Origin of the sequence: Tardibacter chloracetimidivorans (assembly GCF_001890385.1) — a bacterium.
Lineage (GTDB): Bacteria > Pseudomonadota > Alphaproteobacteria > Sphingomonadales > Sphingomonadaceae > Tardibacter > Tardibacter chloracetimidivorans.
The window spans coordinates 1,602,974-1,622,964 of sequence record NZ_CP018221.1 but is presented as its reverse complement, the minus strand read 5'-3'; the positions used below and the strand labels follow the sequence as shown (position 1 = coordinate 1,622,964).

General features: G+C 63.5%; 22 protein-coding genes. 14 read left to right on the top strand and 8 right to left on the bottom strand.

The features are described from left to right. The first annotated feature begins 1 nt into the window (after position 1). The 6 genes from BSL82_RS08505 to BSL82_RS08480 all read left to right on the top strand — a co-directional run bounded on the left by BSL82_RS08505 (position 2) and on the right by BSL82_RS08480 (position 5,054). Positions 2 to 751, top strand: a complete 750-nt coding sequence (locus BSL82_RS08505; RefSeq protein WP_072596890.1) for an electron transfer flavoprotein subunit beta/FixA family protein — start codon at positions 2 to 4, stop codon at positions 749 to 751. After that, a complete protein-coding gene (locus BSL82_RS08500) occupies positions 748 to 1,677 on the top strand; it encodes an electron transfer flavoprotein subunit alpha/FixB family protein (protein ID WP_072596889.1) in 930 nt (309 codons plus the stop codon). The genes BSL82_RS08505 and BSL82_RS08500 overlap by 4 nt, the downstream gene beginning before the upstream one ends. 58 nt (positions 1,678 to 1,735) lie before the next feature. Continuing rightward, the gene (locus tag BSL82_RS08495; RefSeq protein WP_072596888.1) at positions 1,736 to 2,440 is read left to right on the top strand and encodes a CoA transferase subunit A; all 705 of its coding nucleotides are present in this window, start codon (positions 1,736 to 1,738) and stop codon (positions 2,438 to 2,440) included. Positions 2,441 to 2,442: 2 nt separating this feature from the next. Beyond that, entirely contained in the window at positions 2,443 to 3,078 is a 636-nt protein-coding gene (locus tag BSL82_RS08490; protein ID WP_072596887.1) for a 3-oxoacid CoA-transferase subunit B, read from the top strand. 116 nt (positions 3,079 to 3,194) lie between these two features. Next, on the top strand, positions 3,195 to 4,217 hold the full coding sequence (locus BSL82_RS08485; RefSeq protein WP_048575010.1) for an IS1595 family transposase: 1,023 nt from the start codon (positions 3,195 to 3,197) through the stop codon (positions 4,215 to 4,217). A 63-nt stretch (positions 4,218 to 4,280) separates the two neighbouring features. Beyond that, on the top strand, positions 4,281 to 5,054 hold the full coding sequence (locus BSL82_RS08480) for a crotonase/enoyl-CoA hydratase family protein (RefSeq protein ID WP_072596886.1): 774 nt from the start codon (positions 4,281 to 4,283) through the stop codon (positions 5,052 to 5,054). Between the two features lie 752 nt (positions 5,055 to 5,806). Here the strand turns inward: BSL82_RS08480 and BSL82_RS08475 are convergent. From BSL82_RS08475 to BSL82_RS08460, 3 genes are all read right to left on the bottom strand, one after another. After that, the gene (locus BSL82_RS08475) at positions 5,807 to 6,583 is read right to left on the bottom strand and encodes an MFS transporter (RefSeq protein ID WP_072596884.1); all 777 of its coding nucleotides are present in this window, start codon (positions 6,581 to 6,583) and stop codon (positions 5,807 to 5,809) included. A 21-nt stretch (positions 6,584 to 6,604) separates the two neighbouring features. Next, a protein-coding gene (locus tag BSL82_RS19945; RefSeq protein WP_158010753.1) for an IS630 family transposase occupies positions 6,605 to 7,562 on the bottom strand; the annotation gives its coding sequence in 2 pieces (ribosomal slippage) (positions 6,605 to 7,210 and positions 7,212 to 7,562; 957 coding nt in all). Between the two features lie 66 nt (positions 7,563 to 7,628). Continuing rightward, positions 7,629 to 7,895, bottom strand: coding sequence for an MFS transporter (locus tag BSL82_RS08460; protein ID WP_158010752.1), 267 nt, complete (start codon positions 7,893 to 7,895; stop codon positions 7,629 to 7,631). A gap of 43 nt (positions 7,896 to 7,938) precedes the next feature. Here BSL82_RS08460 and BSL82_RS08455 point away from each other — a divergent pair, with 43 nt between their 5' ends. The 5 genes from BSL82_RS08455 (at position 7,939) to BSL82_RS08435 (ending at position 13,303) form a co-directional block, all read left to right on the top strand. Further along, positions 7,939 to 8,679: a hypothetical protein gene (locus BSL82_RS08455; RefSeq protein WP_158010751.1), complete on the top strand. Its 741-nt coding sequence runs from the start codon at positions 7,939 to 7,941 to the stop codon at positions 8,677 to 8,679. 702 nt (positions 8,680 to 9,381) lie between these two features. Next, entirely contained in the window at positions 9,382 to 10,809 is a 1,428-nt protein-coding gene (locus BSL82_RS08450) for a site-specific DNA-methyltransferase (RefSeq protein WP_083579112.1), read from the top strand. Between the two features lies 1 nt (position 10,810). Beyond that, complete coding sequence (locus tag BSL82_RS08445; RefSeq protein ID WP_072596879.1) at positions 10,811 to 11,191, top strand: DUF5681 domain-containing protein; 381 nt, start codon at positions 10,811 to 10,813, stop codon at positions 11,189 to 11,191. Beyond that, a complete protein-coding gene (gene terL, locus BSL82_RS08440; RefSeq protein WP_072596878.1) occupies positions 11,188 to 12,660 on the top strand; it encodes a phage terminase large subunit in 1,473 nt (490 codons plus the stop codon). Before BSL82_RS08445 ends, terL begins: the two co-directional genes overlap by 4 nt. 439 nt (positions 12,661 to 13,099) lie before the next feature. Next, positions 13,100 to 13,303 (top strand): hypothetical protein, encoded by a 204-nt coding sequence (locus BSL82_RS08435; protein ID WP_072596877.1) that lies wholly within the window; start codon positions 13,100 to 13,102, stop codon positions 13,301 to 13,303. Positions 13,304 to 13,434: 131 nt separating this feature from the next. On the opposite strand, the gene BSL82_RS08430 is transcribed toward BSL82_RS08435, so the two are convergent. Beyond that, complete coding sequence (locus tag BSL82_RS08430; protein ID WP_072596876.1) at positions 13,435 to 14,166, bottom strand: endonuclease/exonuclease/phosphatase family protein; 732 nt, start codon at positions 14,164 to 14,166, stop codon at positions 13,435 to 13,437. Continuing rightward, entirely contained in the window at positions 14,166 to 15,371 is a 1,206-nt protein-coding gene (locus tag BSL82_RS20435; protein ID WP_072596875.1) for a PDDEXK family nuclease, read from the bottom strand. The genes BSL82_RS08430 and BSL82_RS20435 overlap by 1 nt, the downstream gene beginning before the upstream one ends. A 150-nt stretch (positions 15,372 to 15,521) precedes the next feature. Between BSL82_RS20435 and BSL82_RS08420 the strand changes: the two genes are divergently transcribed. Together BSL82_RS08420 and BSL82_RS21745 are read left to right on the top strand one after the other, a co-directional pair. Continuing rightward, positions 15,522 to 15,725: a helix-turn-helix domain-containing protein gene (locus BSL82_RS08420; protein ID WP_072596874.1), complete on the top strand. Its 204-nt coding sequence runs from the start codon at positions 15,522 to 15,524 to the stop codon at positions 15,723 to 15,725. A gap of 26 nt (positions 15,726 to 15,751) precedes the next feature. After that, positions 15,752 to 15,991 (top strand): hypothetical protein, encoded by a 240-nt coding sequence (locus BSL82_RS21745; protein ID WP_072596873.1) that lies wholly within the window; start codon positions 15,752 to 15,754, stop codon positions 15,989 to 15,991. A 75-nt stretch (positions 15,992 to 16,066) separates the two neighbouring features. On the opposite strand, the gene BSL82_RS08410 is transcribed toward BSL82_RS21745, so the two are convergent. Genes BSL82_RS08410 through istA form a run of 3 tightly spaced genes read right to left on the bottom strand, consistent with a single transcriptional unit; the run spans position 16,067 to position 19,140 of the window. Further along, positions 16,067 to 16,801 carry an HTD2 family dehydratase gene (locus BSL82_RS08410; protein ID WP_162274384.1) on the bottom strand — a complete coding sequence of 245 codons (735 nt, stop codon included), beginning with the start codon at positions 16,799 to 16,801 and terminating at the stop codon, positions 16,067 to 16,069. A 49-nt stretch (positions 16,802 to 16,850) separates the two neighbouring features. Then, entirely contained in the window at positions 16,851 to 17,630 is a 780-nt protein-coding gene (gene istB / locus BSL82_RS08405; protein WP_072596180.1) for an IS21-like element helper ATPase IstB, read from the bottom strand. Beyond that, entirely contained in the window at positions 17,620 to 19,140 is a 1,521-nt protein-coding gene (gene istA, locus BSL82_RS08400; protein WP_072598586.1) for an IS21 family transposase, read from the bottom strand. Before istA ends, istB begins: the two co-directional genes overlap by 11 nt. 115 nt (positions 19,141 to 19,255) lie before the next feature. On the opposite strand from istA, the gene BSL82_RS08395 reads away from it, so the two are divergent. Then, a complete protein-coding gene (locus tag BSL82_RS08395) occupies positions 19,256 to 19,891 on the top strand; it encodes a tyrosine-type recombinase/integrase (RefSeq protein ID WP_072596871.1) in 636 nt (211 codons plus the stop codon). The last annotated feature ends 100 nt before the right edge of the window (positions 19,892 to 19,991 follow it).

Genomic DNA, 19,991 nt, shown 5'->3' with positions numbered 1-19,991 from the left:
GATGAAGCTGTTGGTGGCAGTGAAGCGAGTGCTGGATTACAATGTGAAGCCGCGTGTGAAGGCGGACGGGACGGGTGTCGATCTTGCGAATGTGAAGATGTCGATGAACCCGTTTGACGAGATTGCGGTGGAAGAGGCGATCCGGCTGAAGGAAAAGGGTGCGGCGTCGGAGATAGTGGTGGTGTCGATCGGCGAGGCGAAGGCGCAGGAGACGCTGCGCACGGCGCTTGCGATGGGCGCTGACCGTGCGATCCTGATCCAGGCCGAGGGCGTGGTGGAGCCGCTGGCGGTCGCCAAGCTGCTGGCGAAGGTCGCCGAGGAAGAGCAGCCGGGCATGGTGATCCTTGGCAAGCAGGCGATCGACGATGATTCGAACCAGACGGGGCAGATGCTGGCGGCGCTGCTCGGCTGGAGCCAGGGCACCTTTGCGTCGAAGGTGGAGATTGCCGACGGCCGCGCCAAGGTGACGCGCGAGGTGGACGGCGGCCTTGAGACGGTGGACCTGAAGCTTCCGGCGATCGTCACGACCGATCTGCGGCTCAACGAGCCGCGCTATGCGTCGCTTCCCAACATCATGAAGGCGAAATCCAAGCCGCTGGCGAGCAAGACGCCGGCGGATTACGGCGTCGACGCGACGCCCCGGCTGACGACGCTGAAGGTGGAAGAGCCGCCCAAGCGGCAGGCCGGGATCAAGGTGGCCGATGTCGACGTGCTGGTCGCCAAGCTTAAGGAAATGGGAGTAGGCGCATGAAGACGCTGGTCTGGGTTGAGCATGACAATGCCTCGGTGAAGGACGCGACGCTGTCGGCAGTGACGGCGGCGGGCAAGCTGGGCGAAGTGCATCTGCTGGTTGCGGGCAAGGGCTGCGGCGCGGTGGCGGAGGCTGCGGCGAAGATCGCGGGCGTGGGCAAGGTGCATGTCGCAGACGACGCGGCCTATGAGCATGGGCTGGCCGAGAATGTCGCGCCGCTGGTGGTGGGGCTGATGGCGCACCATGATGCGTTTGTCGTGCCTGCGACGACGACGGGCAAGAACATCGCCCCGCGCGTGGCGGCGCTGCTCGATGTGGCGCAGATCTCCGACATTCTGTCGGTCGAGGGGCCGGACAGCTTCACCCGCCCGATCTATGCGGGCAACGCGATTGCGACGGTGAAGACGTCGGATGCAAAGAAGGTGATCACGGTGCGCGGCACGGCGTTCGAAAAGGCGTCGGCGACCGGCGGCAGCGCGACGGTGGAAGCCGTGTCGGGCGCGGGCGATGCGGGGCTTTCGAGCTTTGCGGGCGCCGAGATCGCAAAGTCGGAGCGGCCGGAGCTGACCAGCGCAAAAATCATCGTCTCGGGTGGACGCGCGCTCGGTTCGTCCGAGCAGTTCCATGCGCTGATCGATCCCTTGGCCGACAAGCTGAAGGCGGGCGTCGGCGCGAGCCGCGCGGCGGTGGACGCGGGCTATGCGCCCAATGACTATCAGGTCGGCCAGACCGGCAAGATCGTCGCGCCCGAAATCTATATCGCGGTCGGCATCTCCGGGGCGATCCAGCACCTTGCGGGCATGAAGGACTCAAAGACCATCATCGCCATCAACAAGGACGAGGACGCCCCGATCTTCCAGGTCGCCGACCTCGGCCTCGTCGGAGACCTCTTCAAGATCCTCCCCGAACTCACACAAAAATTGTGAGAAAGGGCGGGGCAGGAAGGTTGATGACGGGCCGCGCAACTCAGGCTGGAGAGTATTGATGTCGCAAAAGCTTTATGCGGATGCGTCGAGTGCGCTGGACGGGTTGTTGTTTGACGGAATGACGATCGCGGCGGGTGGGTTCGGCCTTTGCGGGATACCGGAGACGTTGATCGGGGCGCTGTTGGAAAGCGGGGTCGGCGACCTGACGATTATATCCAATAATGCCGGTGTGGACGATTATGGTCTGGGGCTTCTGTTGAAGGCGCGTCGCGTGCGCAAGATGATTGCGTCCTATGTCGGCGAGAACAAGGAGTTTGAACGGCAGTATCTGTCTGGCGAGCTGGAACTGGAGTTCAACCCGCAGGGGACGCTGGCGGAGCGGATCCGTGCCGGGGGTGCGGGGATCGGCGGCTTCTATACCCGCACCGGGGTGGGCACGATGGTGGCGGAAGGAAAGGAGGAGCGAGTCTTCAAGGGAGAGCGCCAGATATTGGAGACGGGCCTGACGGCGGACCTCGCGATCGTAAAGGGGTGGCGCGGGGATAGCCGTGGCAATCTGGTGTACCGGAAGACCGCGCGGAACTTCAATCCGATGGTCGCGACCTGTGGGGCCGTGACGGTGGCCGAGGTTGAGCACATTGTGGAAGCGGGGGAGATCGATCCGGATCATATCCACACCCCCGGCATTTTCGTGCAGCGTCTGATCCCGGCGGCGGTGAACGAGCGGCGGATCGAGCGGCGCGTTCTTCGGGCGGAGGGCTGATCATGCCGTGGACACGGAACGAAATGGCCGCTCGCGCCGCCCGGGAACTGCGCGACGGCTATTATGTGAACCTGGGGATCGGCATCCCGACGCTGGTGGGGAACAATATTCCGCCCGGTATCGACATCACGCTGCAGTCAGAGAACGGGATGCTTGGCCTCGGCCCCTATCCGCGCGCGGACGAGGTAGACCCCGACATCATAAACGCGGGCAAGGAGACGATCACAGAGCTTGCCGGCACAAGCTATGTCTCGTCCGCCGATAGCTTTGCGATGATCCGGGGCGGGCACATGGATGCCTCTGTGCTCGGGGCGATGGAGGTGTCGGAGAGGGGCGACATCGCCAACTGGATGATTCCGGGAAAAATGGTCAAGGGGATGGGCGGGGCAATGGACCTTGTCGCTGGTGCCAGGCGGATCATCGTGTTGATGGATCATGTCTCGCGCGATGGCGCGCCCAAGTTCCGCAAGGCCTGCACCCTGCCGCTTACCGGCTCCAACGTCGTCGACATGATCATCACCGATCTCGCGGTCTTCTCCCGACCCGATCGTAATGCTCCGTTCCGGCTTGAAGAAATCGCTCCGGGTATAAGTATCGAGACCATCCGGTCTCAAACAGAGGCGCGATTTGAGGAATAAACCGTGCCTATCCGCTTGACGCATACACCCACTACATCTAGTGGCTGCCTTGTGGCGCGCGCCTGACTTTTCCTGCGGCTTGGTGCCACCCAAAGCGGTTGTAAAGGGTGGGGATTGTGGACGTTCTTGACCGCGACAAGCTGCCGTTCCCGAAATCCCTCCCCGAGTTCCAGCGGCTTTTCCCGGATGATGGCGCTTGCGCGTCCTGGCTTGAAAAAGCTCGCTGGCCTGATGGATTTGCGTGCCCACGCTGTGGCGTCGTCGGCGATCCGTTTCGTTTCACCACTCGGCCTGTCATCCTGATGTGCCGCTCGTGTCGCCGTCAGACCGGCCTGATGGTCGGCACGGCCATGGAACGAAGCCACATCCCGCTCAGCGTGTGGTTCTGGGCCGCTTACCTGGTTGCGAGTCAGACGACCGGCATATCTGCCGTCCAGTTGCAGCGCCAGCTTGGCCTGACCCGGTACGAGACGGCCTTTGGCCTGCTCCATAAACTGCGCGCCGCGATGGTGCGCCCCGATCAGGATCGGATCGGCGGGCAGAGCGGTCAGCATGTCGAGGTCGATGAGACCTGGATCGGCGGGCGAACGCGCGGCGAAGGCCGGGGAACCCACCACAAAACGCTGGTGGTCGCCGCCGTCGAAGTTCGTCACCGGGAGCCTGGCACTGGCCAGGACCGCCGCCGGAACGGACGCTATGCCGGAAGGGTTCGATTGGCCATCGGTGCAGACCGCAGTGCCGGTGCCCTTGGTGGCTTTGTACAGAGCGCGGTCGAGCCGGGAACGCTGGTCATCACCGATGATTGGAGCGGCTATAGCGGGTTGCAGGGCGGCGGTTACGACCATCACGCCATCGCCCAGTGTGGCGACCCGGAGGTGTCCGAAGAGTTCCTGCCCATCGTCCATCTGGTGTTCTCAAACCTCAAAGCGTGGCTCAACGGCATCCACCACGGCGTCAGCACCAAGCATCTGCAAGCCTACCTCAACGAGTTCACTTTCCGCTTCAATCGCCGCTTCTACCCGTTCAACGCCTTCCGATCCCTCCTCGGGATCGCCAGTGATATCGAGGCGCCGACCTTTGCCGAACTCTACTCAGGCCAATGGACCCACCATACCATATCTAGTGGGTGTATGCCTTAAGCGGATAGGCACGGAATAAACATAGCTTGGTAATGAAAATAGTCTGGGTCGGAGGAGTGTGCCATGGCTGATTTTCCTGCAACCGTTGACCTGCAGATAGCTGATCATGTGGCGGTCGTGACGATCAACCGCCCCGATGCGCGCAACGCAGTGGACGCATCGGTAGCAAACGGGCTGGCGGCCGCGCTGGACGAAGTCGAGTCCCGCCCGGACGTGTCGGTAGGAATCCTCACCGGGGCGGGGGGGAACTTTTGCGCGGGCATGGACCTGAAGGCCTTCGTCCGTGGCGAGGTCGTCCGCTTGCCCGATCGCGGGTTCGCGGGCGTGACGCAATTCGTCTCGCGGAAACCGTGGATTGCGGCGCTGGAGGGCTATGCGCTCGCCGGAGGGTTTGAAATTGCCTTATGGGCCGATCTTATCGTTGCGACCGTGGATACCAAAGTGGGCCTTCCCGAAGTCAAGAGGGGCCTCGTCGCCAATGCCGGAGGCCTTGTCAGGCTGCCTCGCCAGATGCCGTCGCGCATCGCGGCGGAATTGGTTCTAACCGGCGATATTGTGCCGGCAAGCCAGCTTCAACCTTTTGGCATCGTGAATCGTCTAGTGGCGGCAGGTCAGGCACTGGAAGAAGCCCGCCAGATTGCGTTGAAGATTGCTTCAAACGGACCCCTTGCCGTGGCGGCGAGCAAACGTGTCCTTCAGGAAAGCATTGACTGGCCAAGGGCCGAGATGTTCGAGCGACAAAACGAAATTACCCTGCCGGTATTTGCCTCAGCAGATGCCAAAGAGGGGGCCAGCGCTTTCGCCGAAAAGCGTGCGCCGGTCTGGCGAGGAGAATAGCCATGCTCCTTGGCACATACTGATAAGTGGCTGGTAGCATCCCTCCTGAAGGTCCAAGCTTCCCTCAGGGGCATATCCCCACACATTAGTTTCACTGTCGGGGCTGAAGCCGACTCTCCGTGGCTAAGCGTGGACCGCAGACGCGCGGATCGGCGACATCATCGGCGCGGGGGCCAAGATCCGTTGCGCCCGCATCGCTCAGGCCCAAAGAATCTCAGGACAGATTCTCTTCAATCCTTGAAGCATGGGATTGGGTGGTGCGCGACGCAGTCCGGAGCGAACGGGTCTCGACGCGCCGTTCCCTGTATTTCCCTGGATACAGGGAATAAAATCCGTTTTACCGCTGTCTTGGCGTTGTGTCGGAGCCTGTTTCCTCGTTCCGGCAGTCGCTTAGCGGATCCGGCTGCGCCAGGCGGCAGGGTAGAGGCGATCCTGGCGGCGGACCGGGTGGCGCTGGTCAGTCGTGAAGCCGGGGGATGTGCAATTTCACTGCAATCCGGGTGTTTGGACGATCGGCCGATGATGGCCATGGCGACGAGAGGGCTCGGCGCAGAAGGCGTGACTGGCGCCGCGTTCACCGTGATAACATGCGTTGACGATCGTCCTCGCCACACGGGCCAAGTGACCGAACACGTCACCGACCTCGTACAGGTCGCACGCCGAGAAATTCGGGCCGCACTGACTCTGCCCAACGTGCCATGGCAGGGTTGTTACGCCGAACAGTTCAATCTGGCGCTGAACGGCATCGCACGTCATCCACGCGGGAAACGCGAAACCCAGCCGGAGCGAGTTATACGGTGCCGCTGCGTGCTGATGCACATTACCGCTGCAAGTAATGCAATCATCAACAGCGCGGATCGAAGCCCCAGCAGTACAATTACCGGCTCCAAAGCAGCGACGCCGAGCGCAGGTGCAACCGCGAGCGAACTTTTTACCCAACCCACCGTGCGCCCACGCCGACCGTCTTCAACCGAGGCGATCGTGCGGCTGAGCAAGTTCGGGTAAAGCCAGGCCGAGGCAAGGCCTATCAACAGCAGGCTGGCGAGCGCCACATGGTAGCTGGGCGCAAGTGCGAAGGCTGTCACGCCGACGGCCATTCCGCCGCAGCTGAACATGAAAAGGGATTGTGACGAGAAGTGCCGCCGCGCGCGCCCAAACTGGATGGCCACAAGCGCTCCTATGAGCAATTCGAGCGTCAAGGCGAACCCGATTGTTGACGGCTTGTCGATCCCCAGCCGCGACAGCTGGAAAGGCACATAAATGGGCACCAGATACATGAGTACGCCGATAAGCAGCCCCTTCAGCACGAGCTGGAAAGGGAAAAATGTTGCGGGCGCCACCCGAACGTTTGCTTCTGCTCCGGCCTCGATGGACTGCCGTGGCGCCGACTGCCGGAGACCCAGCGACGCCATCAAGGCGAAAGGAAGTCCGCTCAGATAGAGGAGAAAGGGCCAGCGCCACCCCGCGTCGCCCAGCAGGCCGGCTATCGGCACGGCCAGGATCGCCGAGATCATCGAACTCGCCAGCATTGCACCTAGAGCATCGAGCGTTTAATCGTGTGCATATCCGGCGGCGATGAAGTAGTTGCGGCATTCGTCGGGCGGATAGAGGTCGCAGATGCTGCCGACGGCTCGCCAGAGGTCATCGATCGTCCTGGCCCCGATGCGCCTGAGGTGCGCTTTCAGTTTTGAGAAGGCCATCTCGATCGGGTTGAGATCAGGGCTGTATGGCGGGAGGAAGAGGAACCAGGCGCCGCGCTGCTTGAGGATCGCCTTGGCCTTTTCGCTCTTGTGGCTCGGCAGGTTGTCGAGGATCACGACGTCGCCCGGATCGAGTGTCGGCGCGAGCTGGGTTTCCACGTAGATTTCGAAGATCTCTTTGGTCATCGGCCGATCGATGATCCAGGGAGCGGTCAGGCCGTCGCACCGTAATCCTGCTATGAAGGTCTGCGTCTTCCAATGGCCAAATGGCGCGCGTCCCTTCAGGCGCTGGCCACGGCGAGCCCGCCCCCGCAGACGCGTCATTTTCGTCGTGGTCGCTGTCTCATCGATGAATACCAAGCGGTGCGCCTGCTCGCGCATGCGCGGCTGGCGATGCAGCCGCCATCGCCGACGAGCCTCGCAAACATCATCGCGTCCGCACTCCGAGGCCAGAAGCTGTTTTTTTATATCTGAAGCCCGCTCCCAGAAGGGCGCGCGACAATGAGGCTGGATGAACACGCATCTTCGTCGTCGCCTCAAGCTTTGCCGCAAGCTCGGGCATGCTGATATCCGACTGCGCCTCCACCCAGCGGATCAGCATTGTCATGTACGGCGCAAGCTTGCCTGCTCCCGGCGGCCGCCCCTGCCGCGCCGGAGCCGCCGACCCCGTCTTCGCCACACGCTGCACAAGCTTGATCGCGCAGCTCACGCTCACTCCAAATCGCCGCGCCGCATCACGTCGCGAATGACCCGCCGCCACATGATCAGATATCCGATTCCGAAGATCGCTCGAAAAGGCTTTCCCCATGATCCACCTCCAGCAACGGTGAATCATATTTTCCGGTCGCTGGGAATCCTTGGCCTGATTCCTATTTCACGCCCGTTGCTCTAGCCAACGCGGCTGTTCGGCGGGCCGGAAATGATCACCGACCAGGGTGGCGCCCACAGTTGAAAAAGCGACCGCCGCGATGCCAAGCCCGAAGCGGGTGGCCAGAATGATCACGATGTCGTCCAGAAAAAACGGCGCTACGCCCAGACCAGCGAACAGCAGGCCCGACCCGATCAGCAACGGGCGGCGACCTAGTTTGTCCGCAAGCAGGCCCGAAAGCGGCGAGCAGCTCTTCAGCAGGGCAAGCCACACGCCTCGACCGCGCAAGAGCCTGCCGAGCCCGCTGAGCGGTTTCGTGGAAGATGCGCTGGGGCGACGCATGGGACCGGCCCATGCCAACAAGGGCAACCGCTGCTATCGCTACTATGTCTCGAAGGAGAGCCCTGAGCAGTCGGAGGCCGCATGGCGCATCCCGGCTCTGGAGCTGGAGACCATCGCGCAGCGGGGGCTGGCGGACTTCCTCTGCGATGGTCTGCGCATCGCAGCGGCGCTGGGCGAGACCCTCAAAGCAAGCGAAGGATTGAAGCTCGAAGGGGCCCGGCTCGCAGCGCGTGCTACCGATGCGATGTCGCTGGCACCTCTGCTCGAGGAGCTGGATGCGCGGATCATCGTCCGGCAGGACATCGTCTCCATCCAGATCGACGGGGGCAGGCTGCTCGAGCTGCTGGCCCATGGAACCGAGGTCCAGGCTTCCACCATCAGCATCGATATCGCGGTGCAGATGCGCAGACGTGGGCATGAGTTGAAGCTCGTCTATGCCGCACCCGAGGCGCGGCCAGCGATGCGCGATGATCGACTGATCCAGCTCCTCGGCGAAGCGCGTGCTGCCTATCAGCAACTCTGCTCGGGCAAAGCCACCGAGGCATCGCGCCGGCACACGGTCAGGCTTGCGCGGCTCAACTTCCTGGCACCCGGCATCGTGACCGCGATACTGGAGGGGAAGCAGCCGGTTGAGCTCAACGCTCGGTCGCTGCTCCGCGTGGCTGAGCTGCCGATTGCCTGGTCAGAGCAGCGGCGCATGCTCGGTTTCGGCTGAGTCGATCCACGTCGATCATCTTCGAGGCGCGCCGCTTGGCGCGCCTCGCCTGTTCAAGCGCCACACCATCCGTGGACAGTTTTTCGGGCAGGTGAGACGCGGCGGCAAACTGGCAGAGAACTGCCGGGAATTTCGGCGTCTCTGTCCACGCCTCCTGCGGCCGGGCTAAGGAATGGCGCGGAAGTGCGGGGTTCTTGCGGAGAATGCCGAGGCGGTCTCTCAATACCCATGTCTTAGTGACTGGGTGGTGCGCGACGCAGTCTGGAGCGAACGGGTCTCGGCTTGCCGTTACCCTGTATTTCCCTGGATGCAGGGAAAATATCCCTTTCACCGCTGTCTTGCCGTTGCGTCGGAGGCTGTTTCCTCGTTCCGGCAGTCGCTTAGCGGATACGGTTGCGCCAGGCGGCAGGGAATTGCCTGGGCCGCTTTTCCGGTGGAGCAGGGAATTCAATGTTGGCGATTGCACCGCCTCGTCCCCTTCACCCGTGGAGCACCAACGACGCAATCCTTCGTCAATGAATACAGGTACTTGACGGCAATTTGCGGGGCTGATACATAGCAGCTTCATCCCATGTTGCAACCGCCGAACGGGATGCCAGCGGCAGCACATAAGTCCTCATCGAGGCAGGGCAGACAAAGAGACTTCACCCCGCAAGAGCGGGAGCGCCTCTCCGTCTGCCGGCGTCGTCAGAGGATTTCCAGATGTCCAACCTTCCTGTCGTGCGCAAACGCACGCGCACCCCCGTTTCAGGTTCTGACGCGGATCTGAAGCCGCCGTGTGACCTGTTGCACCACAATCTCCGCCTGGCATGCACCTATGTCGCGACGAACAGCCTGCAACCGCCGGCGCGCGCACTCCGCAAGACGAGCAAGCGCCAGATGGTCGCGCTGAAGGCGTCGCTGACCAACTTCGGCTTTACCAGGCCGCTGCTGATTGACCAGGAGGGCCGCATTATCGCCGGCCACAATGTCTGGCTGGCGGCGAAGGCGCATCGCCTGGCCGAGGTGCCGGTGGTCCAGATCGACCATCTCTCGCCCGAGCAGATCCAGCTTTACCAGCTGATGGATAACAGGAGCGCCGAGCTCAGCGTCTGGGACGACGATCTGCTTCATGACGCTGTGCGCGAACTGACCGATCTCGATCTGTCCGGCGTCGCCGAGCTCAACCTCGAACTGTCCGGCTTTTCATCGGCCGAGTTCGACAGGATTCTTGATGTGCGGGGTGTGGAACAGGGCAATTCCGAAGGTGCGCCCTCTGTCGAATCGGTCGCGATCACTGCGCTTGGCGACCTTTACGACCTTGGCGATCAGCACAGGCTGATCTGCGGCAATGCGCTTGAAGCGCAAACCTATACCGCATTGCTGGGCGAGGAGAAGGCACAGCTCGTCGTAACCGACCCTCCCTATGGGGTTGCGATCAACGGCCATGTCTCGGGGCTCGGCAAAACGAAGCACCGCGAGTTTGTCATGGGCGGTGCAGAACTGGAAGGCGAGAAGCTGACCGAGTTCCTGGCGACCGCCTTCGGCCATATCGCTGCGCACAGCATCGATGGCGCCATCCTCTTCACCTTTATCGACTGGCGGCACCTGCGCCAGATGCTCGACGCCGGTAACCATGTGTTCAGCGAACTCAAGAATCTGATTGTATGGAATAAGCATCCCTATGCCGGAATGGGCAGCTTCTACCGGTCCCAGCATGAGTTATGCTTCGCCTGGAAGCACGGCAAAGCGCCCCATATCAACAATTTCGGACTGGGCGAGACCGGCCGCCACCGCACCAATGTGTGGACCTGTCCACCAGCGAACAACTTCCAGCGCAGTCAGGATGAGTTCCTCAAAGCGCATCCCACTCCGAAACCACCCTCGCTGTTCGCCGATGCGATGCGCGATTGCTCCAAGCGCGGCGGTATCGTCCTCGACCCCTTTGCAGGATCGGGGGTGACCGCGATTGCCGCCGAGATGACCGGCCGCAAGGCGCGGCTGATCGAGCTTGATCCGCTCTATTGCGATGTGATCGTCCGCCGCTGGCAGGCATATACCGGCGAGGCCGCGATCCATGTCGCGACCGGGTGCACCTTCGACGACCTCGCCGCAGAACGCGGGGCCGCTTCTTCGGACGAGGAGGCGTGACATGGCCGGAAAGCGCAAGCGCAACGCCGATTATGAAGTCGGCTATGGCAAGCCGCCCCGGTCAGGCCAGTTCAAGCCCGGCCAGTCCGGCAACCCTTCGGGCAAACGCCGCGGCAAACATCTCGCCACGCTGATCGACGACGAACTGGCGGTGGCGGTCAACGTGCCCGACGGCGACAAGACGATCAAGCTCAGCAAGGCCGAGCTGATGGTCAAGACGCTCGTCAACACGGCCGTGAAGGGCGATCTGCGCGCGATCGACATGCTCATTCGCCTGATCGGCGATGGCGCCGAGAGCGAGGCGGGCGGCATGGAGGCGGTCGATCCGGCAACGGTGATCGCCTATCTCCAGCGCGCGCTTGCCCAGGGAGGCGGCCAATGATCCCGCTTCCTCAAGCCTATTGGGACGCGATGATCCGGGCGGATTTTCCGACCTTCGTCGCACAGGTGATGGCGGTGCTGGAGCCCGGCACCGTCTATGAGCCCAATTGGCATATCGATGTCATCGCCGATCGGCTGCTCAAGGTCGAGGCGGGCGCATGCCGGCGGCTGATGATCAACCTGCCGCCGCGCAGCATGAAGACCATCACCATCAGCATCGCCTATGCCGCCTGGGTGCTGGGGCGTGACCCGACGCGCCAGATCATCTGCGTGACCTATAGCCAGGAGGTGGCCAAGGCGCAGGCGCAACTGTTCAACCGCATCGTGCGCGCAGACTGGTATCGCCGCATCTTCCCCGACTGTCGTCCCGCCGTGCCCAACCGCATGATGGAGTGGCAGACCTCACGCGGCGGCCATCGGCTTGCTGCCTCGATCGAGGGCAGCCTGCTCGGGCGCGGCGCCGACTTCATCATCCTCGATGATCCCAACAAGGGCCAGGAGATCCATTCGAAGCTTGCCCGCGAGAAGGTCAAGGCCGCCTATGACATTGTGGTCTCCACCCGCCTCAATCACCCGAAGAAAAGCGCGATCATCTGCGTGATGCAGCGGCTCCACCAGGATGACCTGGCCGGCCATATGCTGGATCAGGAGGCGTTTGAGGAGGTGGTGATCGCCGCCACCGCGCCTGAGGACGAGGTCTGGGATCTTGGCTGGGGCCGGACCTATCATCGCGCAGCCGGCGAACTGCTCCAGCCAAGCCGCGCCGGTCCTGCCGAGCTTGCGCTCCAGAAGCGCAAGATGGGCCCCACCATGTACGAGGCGCAATATCAGCAGCGGCCGATCCCGCCCGACGGCATCGTCATCCGCCGCTCCTGGCTTCGCTATTATGACGTGGAGCCCGAGGCGTTCGAGTTCAAGCTGGCGAGCTGGGATACGGCCTCCACCCTCTCGGAGAACGCCGACTGGTCGGTCGGCACCATCTGGGGGCTGGCCGATGGCGACATCTATCTGCTCCATGTCGAGCGCGCCAGGCTCGAGGCGCCCGAGCTTCGCCACAGGATCGAGGCCATTCACGGCGAGCACCGCCTCGACCTGACGATCATCGAGGACGCCGATCTTGGCCGCGGCATTGTGCAGGATCTGCGCCGCACCTCGCGCATCTGCACGCCGCTTGCGGTCAAGCCGCGCATCGGGAAGCTTGCCCGCATGCAGGCGCGCTCGGTGATGTTCGAGACGGGCAGGGTGTTGCTGCCGCGCGCGGCGGAATGGATGCCCGCCTATCTGGACGAACTGCTGGGATTCCCCAACAGCAGTCACGACGATCAGGTCGACAGCACATCCCAGGCGCTCGACTATATCCAGCAGCGATTCTCGGACGACATCGTGCGCGCGCCGCGCGAACGGCCCAGAGGCGACCGGCGGCCCCACGGCGCCGCCCGGCCGCAGGGCGCCCCCGTCAGGCGAAGATGAATGCAGCGCCGGCGACTGCACCCGCGATGCAGATGCCGGCGCTGCGTGCATGGAAAGATGACCGGGCGCTGAGGTGGGAGGTGCTGGAGAAGGGGGTGTCCCCGCCGCGCCTCTGCGTCGGCGATAAGAATCGTCAGCGACAGGCTTCGCCTGTGCGGCCGAGCCATACCGCCACTCCGCAAGGAGCACCGCGGCCGTGACGATGCTGGTGCAGCCCCTTGATGCTGTCGCCGGCGTTCAGGACCGCAGTCTGGTGCCGGCAGATCGGCGTCCGCGGCTAGCCTCTGTACCAACGGTATCGCGAACATGACCGCTGTGCCGATTGCATCGGCATAAACTGCACCGGGGTTGGCGGCCGAGGCGTGGCTTGCCCGCACGCGCTTGCCGTCGGCCAAAGCTGCGGGTGGACTTTGCAGGTGGTTCCCGCCTTACTGCCGTCATGGCGCGACCTGATGAGCTTGGCGATCTGATCCAGCATCTCTTCGCGCTCGTCGCGTCCCGCCTTGAGGATGCGCATCTGCTGGCCACAGAGGGGCAGGGGAGGTCCGGGCACACCGCGGACCTCGTCCAGGGCGCACGCTGTCAGATTCGGGCGGCGCTGACTTTGGTCGATGCCATCGAGGCGATTCAGACTCAGCGCTGAGGGGGAGTGCTGGGAAGAGTGTGCCCCTCGGGGTCCGGAAGTGTTTTGCCGATAATCGCGTCCGGCAGGCATGCAGTTATTCGGCATCACGGAAGCGATCGCCGTCAGGCCGGCCGACAGTTGCCGGATCGTCAGCGACAGGCTTCGCCTGTGCGGCCGAGCTGCACCACCACACCGAAATGATCGCTGATCGGGCGGCCCTGGGGCGAGAGATTGGAGAGGGCGCGGATGCGGAGCGGGGCGAGCTCGGACGTATGCGCGACATGATCGATGGCGAGGCGGTCGAGCGGCGCGATCGGGCCGGCGGTGGCGATCCGGAAGCGATCGCCCAGCGCTGCGTGGAGTGCGGCATGGACATGGGGCGGCGTGTAGCGCCGCGGCACCCGCTGGTTGAAGTCGCCGATGAGCAGCGCGGGGCCTCGGGTGTGATCGAGATGCTGCCGCAGGGCGGAGAGGTAAAGGAGATGATCCTGCCAGAATGCGCGGTCGCGGCGGCCGGTCTGGACATGCGCGCCGCGCCAGGGAATGCACAGGCCGATGACCTGCAGCGGACCGGCAGGTGTCAGCGTCCGCCCGGCGATGAAGCGGCCCGGCGGCAGATCGGCATGGCCGAGCGGGTCGACCTCCACCCAGGGTTCACGGCTCCACAGCAGCACCTTGTGCCTGCCCGGGATCACCGGATAGCCATGATCGGGATCACAGGCGATCACATGGCCTTCGTTGCCAGGCAGATCGGCACAGGCTTCGGTCAGACAGATGATGTCGGGCGAGGTTGCCTTCAGCCGCGCAACGATCAATTCGGCATCCTTTGATCCGGGCATTCGCCATTGGGTGTTCCAGGTGGCAATGGTGAGCACGCCCATCAGGCGGCAGCTCCGGTATGCGTCAGCCGGGGCGCAAGACTGTTGACGAAGCGATTGGCGGCACGGCCAAGCCGGTCGGCCTGCGCGTCTTCGGCTGCCGGGTCCCACGGCCATGGCGCCGGCCAGCTCAGCCGGAGCGCGGCCTCGGTCTCGCCACGCTCCCAGACGGGTGCTGCAAGCCCGGCTGCGACGAACTCGGCATCGATCGCCTCACGGTCGGCCGCCAGCCTGTCATGGACGGAAAGGCCATCGCTTCCGGAGAGGCGGACAAAGGCGCCGGCCAGCTCCTGCGGGCGGCTCCGCCACAGGGTGAGCGCCGCCGGCGGCGGCAGCGGCACCCGCATCCAGCCGAAGCCGCCGATGCGTGGCGGTGGTTGGCCAGGATCGTCGAACTGCAGCCCGGCAATGAAGCGTTCGGCAAAGGCCCGCCACTGCTGCTGCGCTTCCGGATCGATCCGGGTCTCGCGCGGGCCGGGGCCTGTGCTCTCCGGGCGGAGATCGTCGATGACGAGCGATCCCGCTTCATTGCGGATGACCGCACGTTCGATCACCACGGTCCTTGCAAGCACGCGCGGCTGAACGATCAGCCGCGATACGCCGCTTGCCGGATCGGTAAAGCGGTATTCGGCCATCTCAATCAGCGCAAAATCAAAGGCGAGGCCGGGCTGGGCGCGCAGGAAGGCGCCGATGCGCTGCGTGCCCTCGGTGATGCCATCGCCCACCACCAGCAGCGTGAAGCGGCCGCCAGCGAGATTGCGCGCGACCTGATCGACAAAGCGCGCTTCGTCGAGCGTCCCAGGCAGATCGCGGACGATCTCGTAGAGCGCATTGCCCTTGCGCCCGGTGGCGCTCGACACCTCGCGCTGGAGATCGTCATAGCTGAACCGGGCGAGCGCCCGGGCATAGTCGAGGATCTGGCCGACCACCTCGCGCCGCGCCTGCGGGTTGCGCCACAATTTGCACTCGACAATCACCAGCCGGCCGCAGCCATCGGCGAGCAGCGCATCGATCCGCCCGACCTCGGGGATGTTGAGTTCGCGCGCCACCGAAGCAACCGCACCGATCGAGGGATCGATCTCGCCCAGCGGCAATATCGCCGGATGATCGAACAGCAGGTCGCGCAGGTCGTTCTCGCGGCGCGTCATGCCTTGGGGCACCCGGCGCATCAGTTGCGGCGGCCCATCGCCGAGCAGCACCAGCGTCATCTGCGCCTTTCCCCAACACAATCCATCTGCGCCCCTTCCTGTCGACGATCAGTGACAGGGCGCACAAGCCTTGGAAGGGCGGGGGAAGTCAACCCGAATGTCACCGATCGTCTGTAGATTGATCGTCGACAGGGCGGTCACGGTGCCGCAGTGGACGTCATCGATCGCCTTGCCCGCAACCTGCGCCGCCTGCGCCAGCTCAAAGGCTGGTCACAGGAAGAGTTCGCGTTCCGCGCCGAGATCCACCGCACCTATATCAGCGACCTCGAACGCGGTGCACGCAATCCCACCATCACCGTCGTCAGCCGCCTCGCAACCGCACTCCAGGTCCCCATCGGCGACCTGCTCGATTGAGGCGTTCACACGCCGCGGCATCGGTGATGGGGGACGGCGTCAAGGTTCTGCTCAAATACCTCGACGATGCTGCTAGCCTGGGCAATCGCATCCGGTGGCGGCGTGAACGCTTTTCCAGTAGCACGCGATTGTCGCCGAAACGGGCCGCCGCCTCTCGCTTGCAGGAAGCGAGCGCCTCGGTGAAATTCCGCACCGCGTTCACCCAGCGCATGCTCTATGTCGCCGCCCACCACGGCCTTGATGAAGACGGGATAGCCGATGGCTAAAGCTCGCGCCGCAGATGTTCCGGAGACTGGTTCTCCCCCAGATAGCCCGCGTGACGGGAACGCCCGCGTCGGCCATCAGCTTCCTGGTGCCAGCTTTGCCATGCCCGTCATAAGCAGTCCCTCCGGACCGATCGCGCGCAGCTGCACGTCGTTTCCGTCGCGCCGAAGGCCGAGCTGGATTGTCTCGCCATCGAATGAAGGCGCGACCGCGCGAAAGCTGTAGGACTGGATCGGCGACGTTAACTCACGCAGGAGATGGTCAAGCATCAATGTGGCGATCAGCGGACCATGCACCACCAGTGCGGGATAGCCTTCCGCATTGCGCGCATAGTCACGGTCGTAATGGATGCGGTGGCCATTGAAGGTTAGCGCCGAATACCGGAACAAGAGCAGTGGATCGGGTGTCACCGCCCGTGCGACAGGATCGACATCGTCCGGATGTGCAGTGGCGCGAGCGAAGGGCGTATTCAAGGACGCGGCTTCGCGGTAGACGATATCCTGCTCCTCCACTATCCCCGTTTCACTCCCTTCCGCTGTGATTTCGTGCCGCACCGTTGCGAACAGCATCTTGCCGGACCGGCCCGTTTTCGGCGTGGCGGCAATCAGCGTCGACTTGCGGGTGATGCTCACATCAAGCGGGATGTCGGCGAGGAACTTAATCCTGCTCCCCGCCCACATGCGTCTCGGCAGCTCCACATTGGGCAGCAAGCCGCTGTCGGTTCGCCTCGGATGCCCGTCCTCTCCCATGTTGGATTGTCGATCGGAAGGGAGGATGTTGATTTCCGTTGAGAGTTGACCCGGGATTTTCATCGAGAAGTGACCCTGGTGGATGTGTGTCTCCCGCGTTGCGGGATGTGGGTCAAGCTGGTGATTTTTCCTTTCTGGTTTTGGGTGCGGCAGAACTCGCCCTGAACCGGAAGCTGTCGTTGCCGGTTTCCAGGATGTGGCAGTGGTGGGTGAGCCGGTCGAGCAGCGCGGTGGTCATCTTGGCATCGCCGAACACGCCAGCCCATTCGCTGAAGCTGAGGTTGGTGGTGATGATCACGCTGGTCTGCTCGTAGAGCTTGGAGAGCAAGTGGAACAGCAGGGCGCCGCCTGACGGGCTGAACGGCAGGTATCCAAGCTCATCGAGGATGACGAGGTCGAGGCGCAGCAGGCGCTCGGCAAGCTGGCCAGCCTTGTTCATGGCCTTTTCCTGTTCGAGCATGTTGACCAGGTCGACGGTGGAGAAGAACCGGGCCTTCCTGCGGTGGTGTTCCACGGCCTGGATACCGAGCGCGGTGGCCATGTGGGTCTTGCCCGTGCCGGGGCCGCCGATCAGCACGACATTATCGGCGCCGTCGATGAACTCGCCGCGATGGAGCTGGCGGACCAGGGCTTCATTGACCTCGCTGGAAGCAAAGTCGAACCCGGCGAGGTCCTTGTAGGCCGGGAACCGGGCCGCCTTGATCTGATAGGCGATGGATCGCACTTCGCGTTCCGCCATCTCGGCCTTGAGCAGCTGGGAGAGGATCGGCACGGCGTCATCGAAGGCCGGGGCGCCCTGGGCGATGAGATCGCTCACTGCCTGGGCCATGCCGTACATCTTGAGACCGCGCAGCATGACCTCGACGGCAGCGCTGGCGGGATCATGACGCACGGCGCAGCTCCCGCAGGTTATCATAGCGGCCGACGTCGGCGAGCGGTTCCTGGGCAAGGCGCAGGGCTTGCGGCGCATCGATCGGTGATGCTGGCGGCGCCTTGCCATCGGTCAGCCGATGCAGGATGTTGAGCACGTGGATCTTGGTCGGAACACCGCCCTCCAGCGCCAGCTCGACGGCGCCCAACACCGCCTGTTCGTCGTGGTGCAGCACAAGCGAGAGTATCTCGACCATCTCCCTATCGCCGCCCGGGCGCTTGAGAAGATGCCCCTGCAACTGGCGGAACGCATCGGGCATCTCGGTAAACGGCGCGCCGTTGCGCAAAGCACCGGGCTTACGCTGGATCACCGCCAGATAGTGCCGCCAGTCATAGACGATCCGTCCCGGCAGATGATGTGAGCGGGCGATGATCCGCCCATGCTCGCACAGGATCCGCCCCTCGGCGGCGATGACGATACGGTCCGGATAAACTCGCAGACTCACCGGGCGGTTGGCGAAGGAGGCCGGCACTGAGTACCGGTTGCGCTCGAAGTTTACGAGGCAGGTCGGCGATACCCGCTTGGTATGCTCGACGAAGCCGTCGAAGGGCCGCCCCAGCGGCATCAGGCTGGCGACCTCCGCGGCATGCATATCGGCGATGCTGCCGGGTAGCGCGCCGTGGGGGATATGGCTCCACTGGGCGATGCATTGCTCCTCGAGCCAGGCATTGAGCGCATCGATATCCGCAAAGCTGGGTATCGGCTGCCACAGCCGGCGACGGGCATCCTGGACGTTCTTCTCGACCTGCCCCTTCTCCCACCCCGAGGCCGGGTTACAGAACTCGGGCTCGAACAGGTAATGGCTGGCCAGCGCCGCGAACCGGGCGTTGACCTGCCGTGCCTTGCCACTGCCGATCCGATCAACCGCGGTCTTCATGTTATCAAAGATCCCGCGCTGCGGCACACCGCCCAGCACCCGGAACGCCTGCGTCAGCGCATCGAACAGCATCTCGTGGGTCTGGAGCAGATAGGCCCTGACGATGAACGCCCGGCTGTGCGACAGCTTGGTGTGCGCCACCTGTAGCTTGGTCTGCTTGCCGGCAATGATCGCCCAATCCTCGCTCCAGTCGAACTGGAACGCTTCGCCAGGCTGAAACACCAGCGGCACGAAGGTCCCGCGCCCGCTGGTCTGGGCATCACGCTGGCGGTCGGCCTTCCAACTGCGCGCAAAGGCCGCAACACGTCCGTAGGAGCCATCGAAGCCCAGGGCGACGAGATCGGCGTGCAGCTGCTTGACCGTGCGCCGCTGCTTGCGCGAGCGACCAGCCTCGATCCGCAGCCAACCCGCCAGCTTCCCTGCGAACGGGTCCAGCTTGCTTGGCCGTTCGGGAACCTTGAACCTGGGCTCAACCGTGCCCGCCCGAAGGTACTTGCGGATCGTGTTGCGCGACAGTCCGGTCCGTCGCTCAATCTCCCGGATCGGCATCCCCTCACGAAAATGCCAGCGCCGGATTACGCTCAGTAACGCCATGTCGATCACTCCAATGTCCCCCGACGCATCAGCCAGGGGGAAGGTCAGAACATGGGTCACTTCTCAGTGGAAATTTATGCCCCTCCCGGGTCAACTCTCAACGGAAATCAACAAGATGACGCCTGAAACCGAGCCCACGACCGCTACCACGAAGCGCGCGGTCTGGAATGCGGGAAGAACGGTTGGCGCGAAACGCGCTCTGAAACCGAAGGAAATTTGGGAGATTCGATTCTACCTTAATCAGCGCCGCCGCTTGCGAGATCGCGCACTTTTCGACTTGGCGATCGATAGCAAGCTTAGGGGCTGCGACTTGGTGCAAATGAAGATCGGCGACCTTGTTAGCGGCGGGCAGATCCGAACGCGCGCGATCGTCATGCAGCAGAAAACAGGTCGGCCTGTTCAGTTCGAGCTGCTCCCAGACGCCCGAGCCAGTCTGCTGGCCTGGCTTGAACGGCGGGGCGGCACAGTGGACGATTACGTTTTTCCCAGCCGGGTCGATCACAATGGGCATCTCAGCACCCGGCAGTATGCCCGGCTTGTCGATGAATGGGTGACCGGGGTCGGTCTGATGCGGAGCGAGTACGGCACACACTCGCTTCGCCGAACGAAAGCATCGATCATCTACAGGGCGACCGGCAATCTTCGTGCCGTCCAGATACTTCTCGGTCATAGCAAGATCGAGAATACGGTGCGCTATCTCGGGATCGACGTGGAAGACGCGCTCGCCCTTGCCGAGAATACCGAAATTTGACCCGCCGGCTCCTCGCCTCCGGCGAGGGGCCAACCTCCCGGCCATTTGGGACAGAGCCGCCGTCCCACAGCAATAAGTCGACCGACAGCTGTTGCCAGGA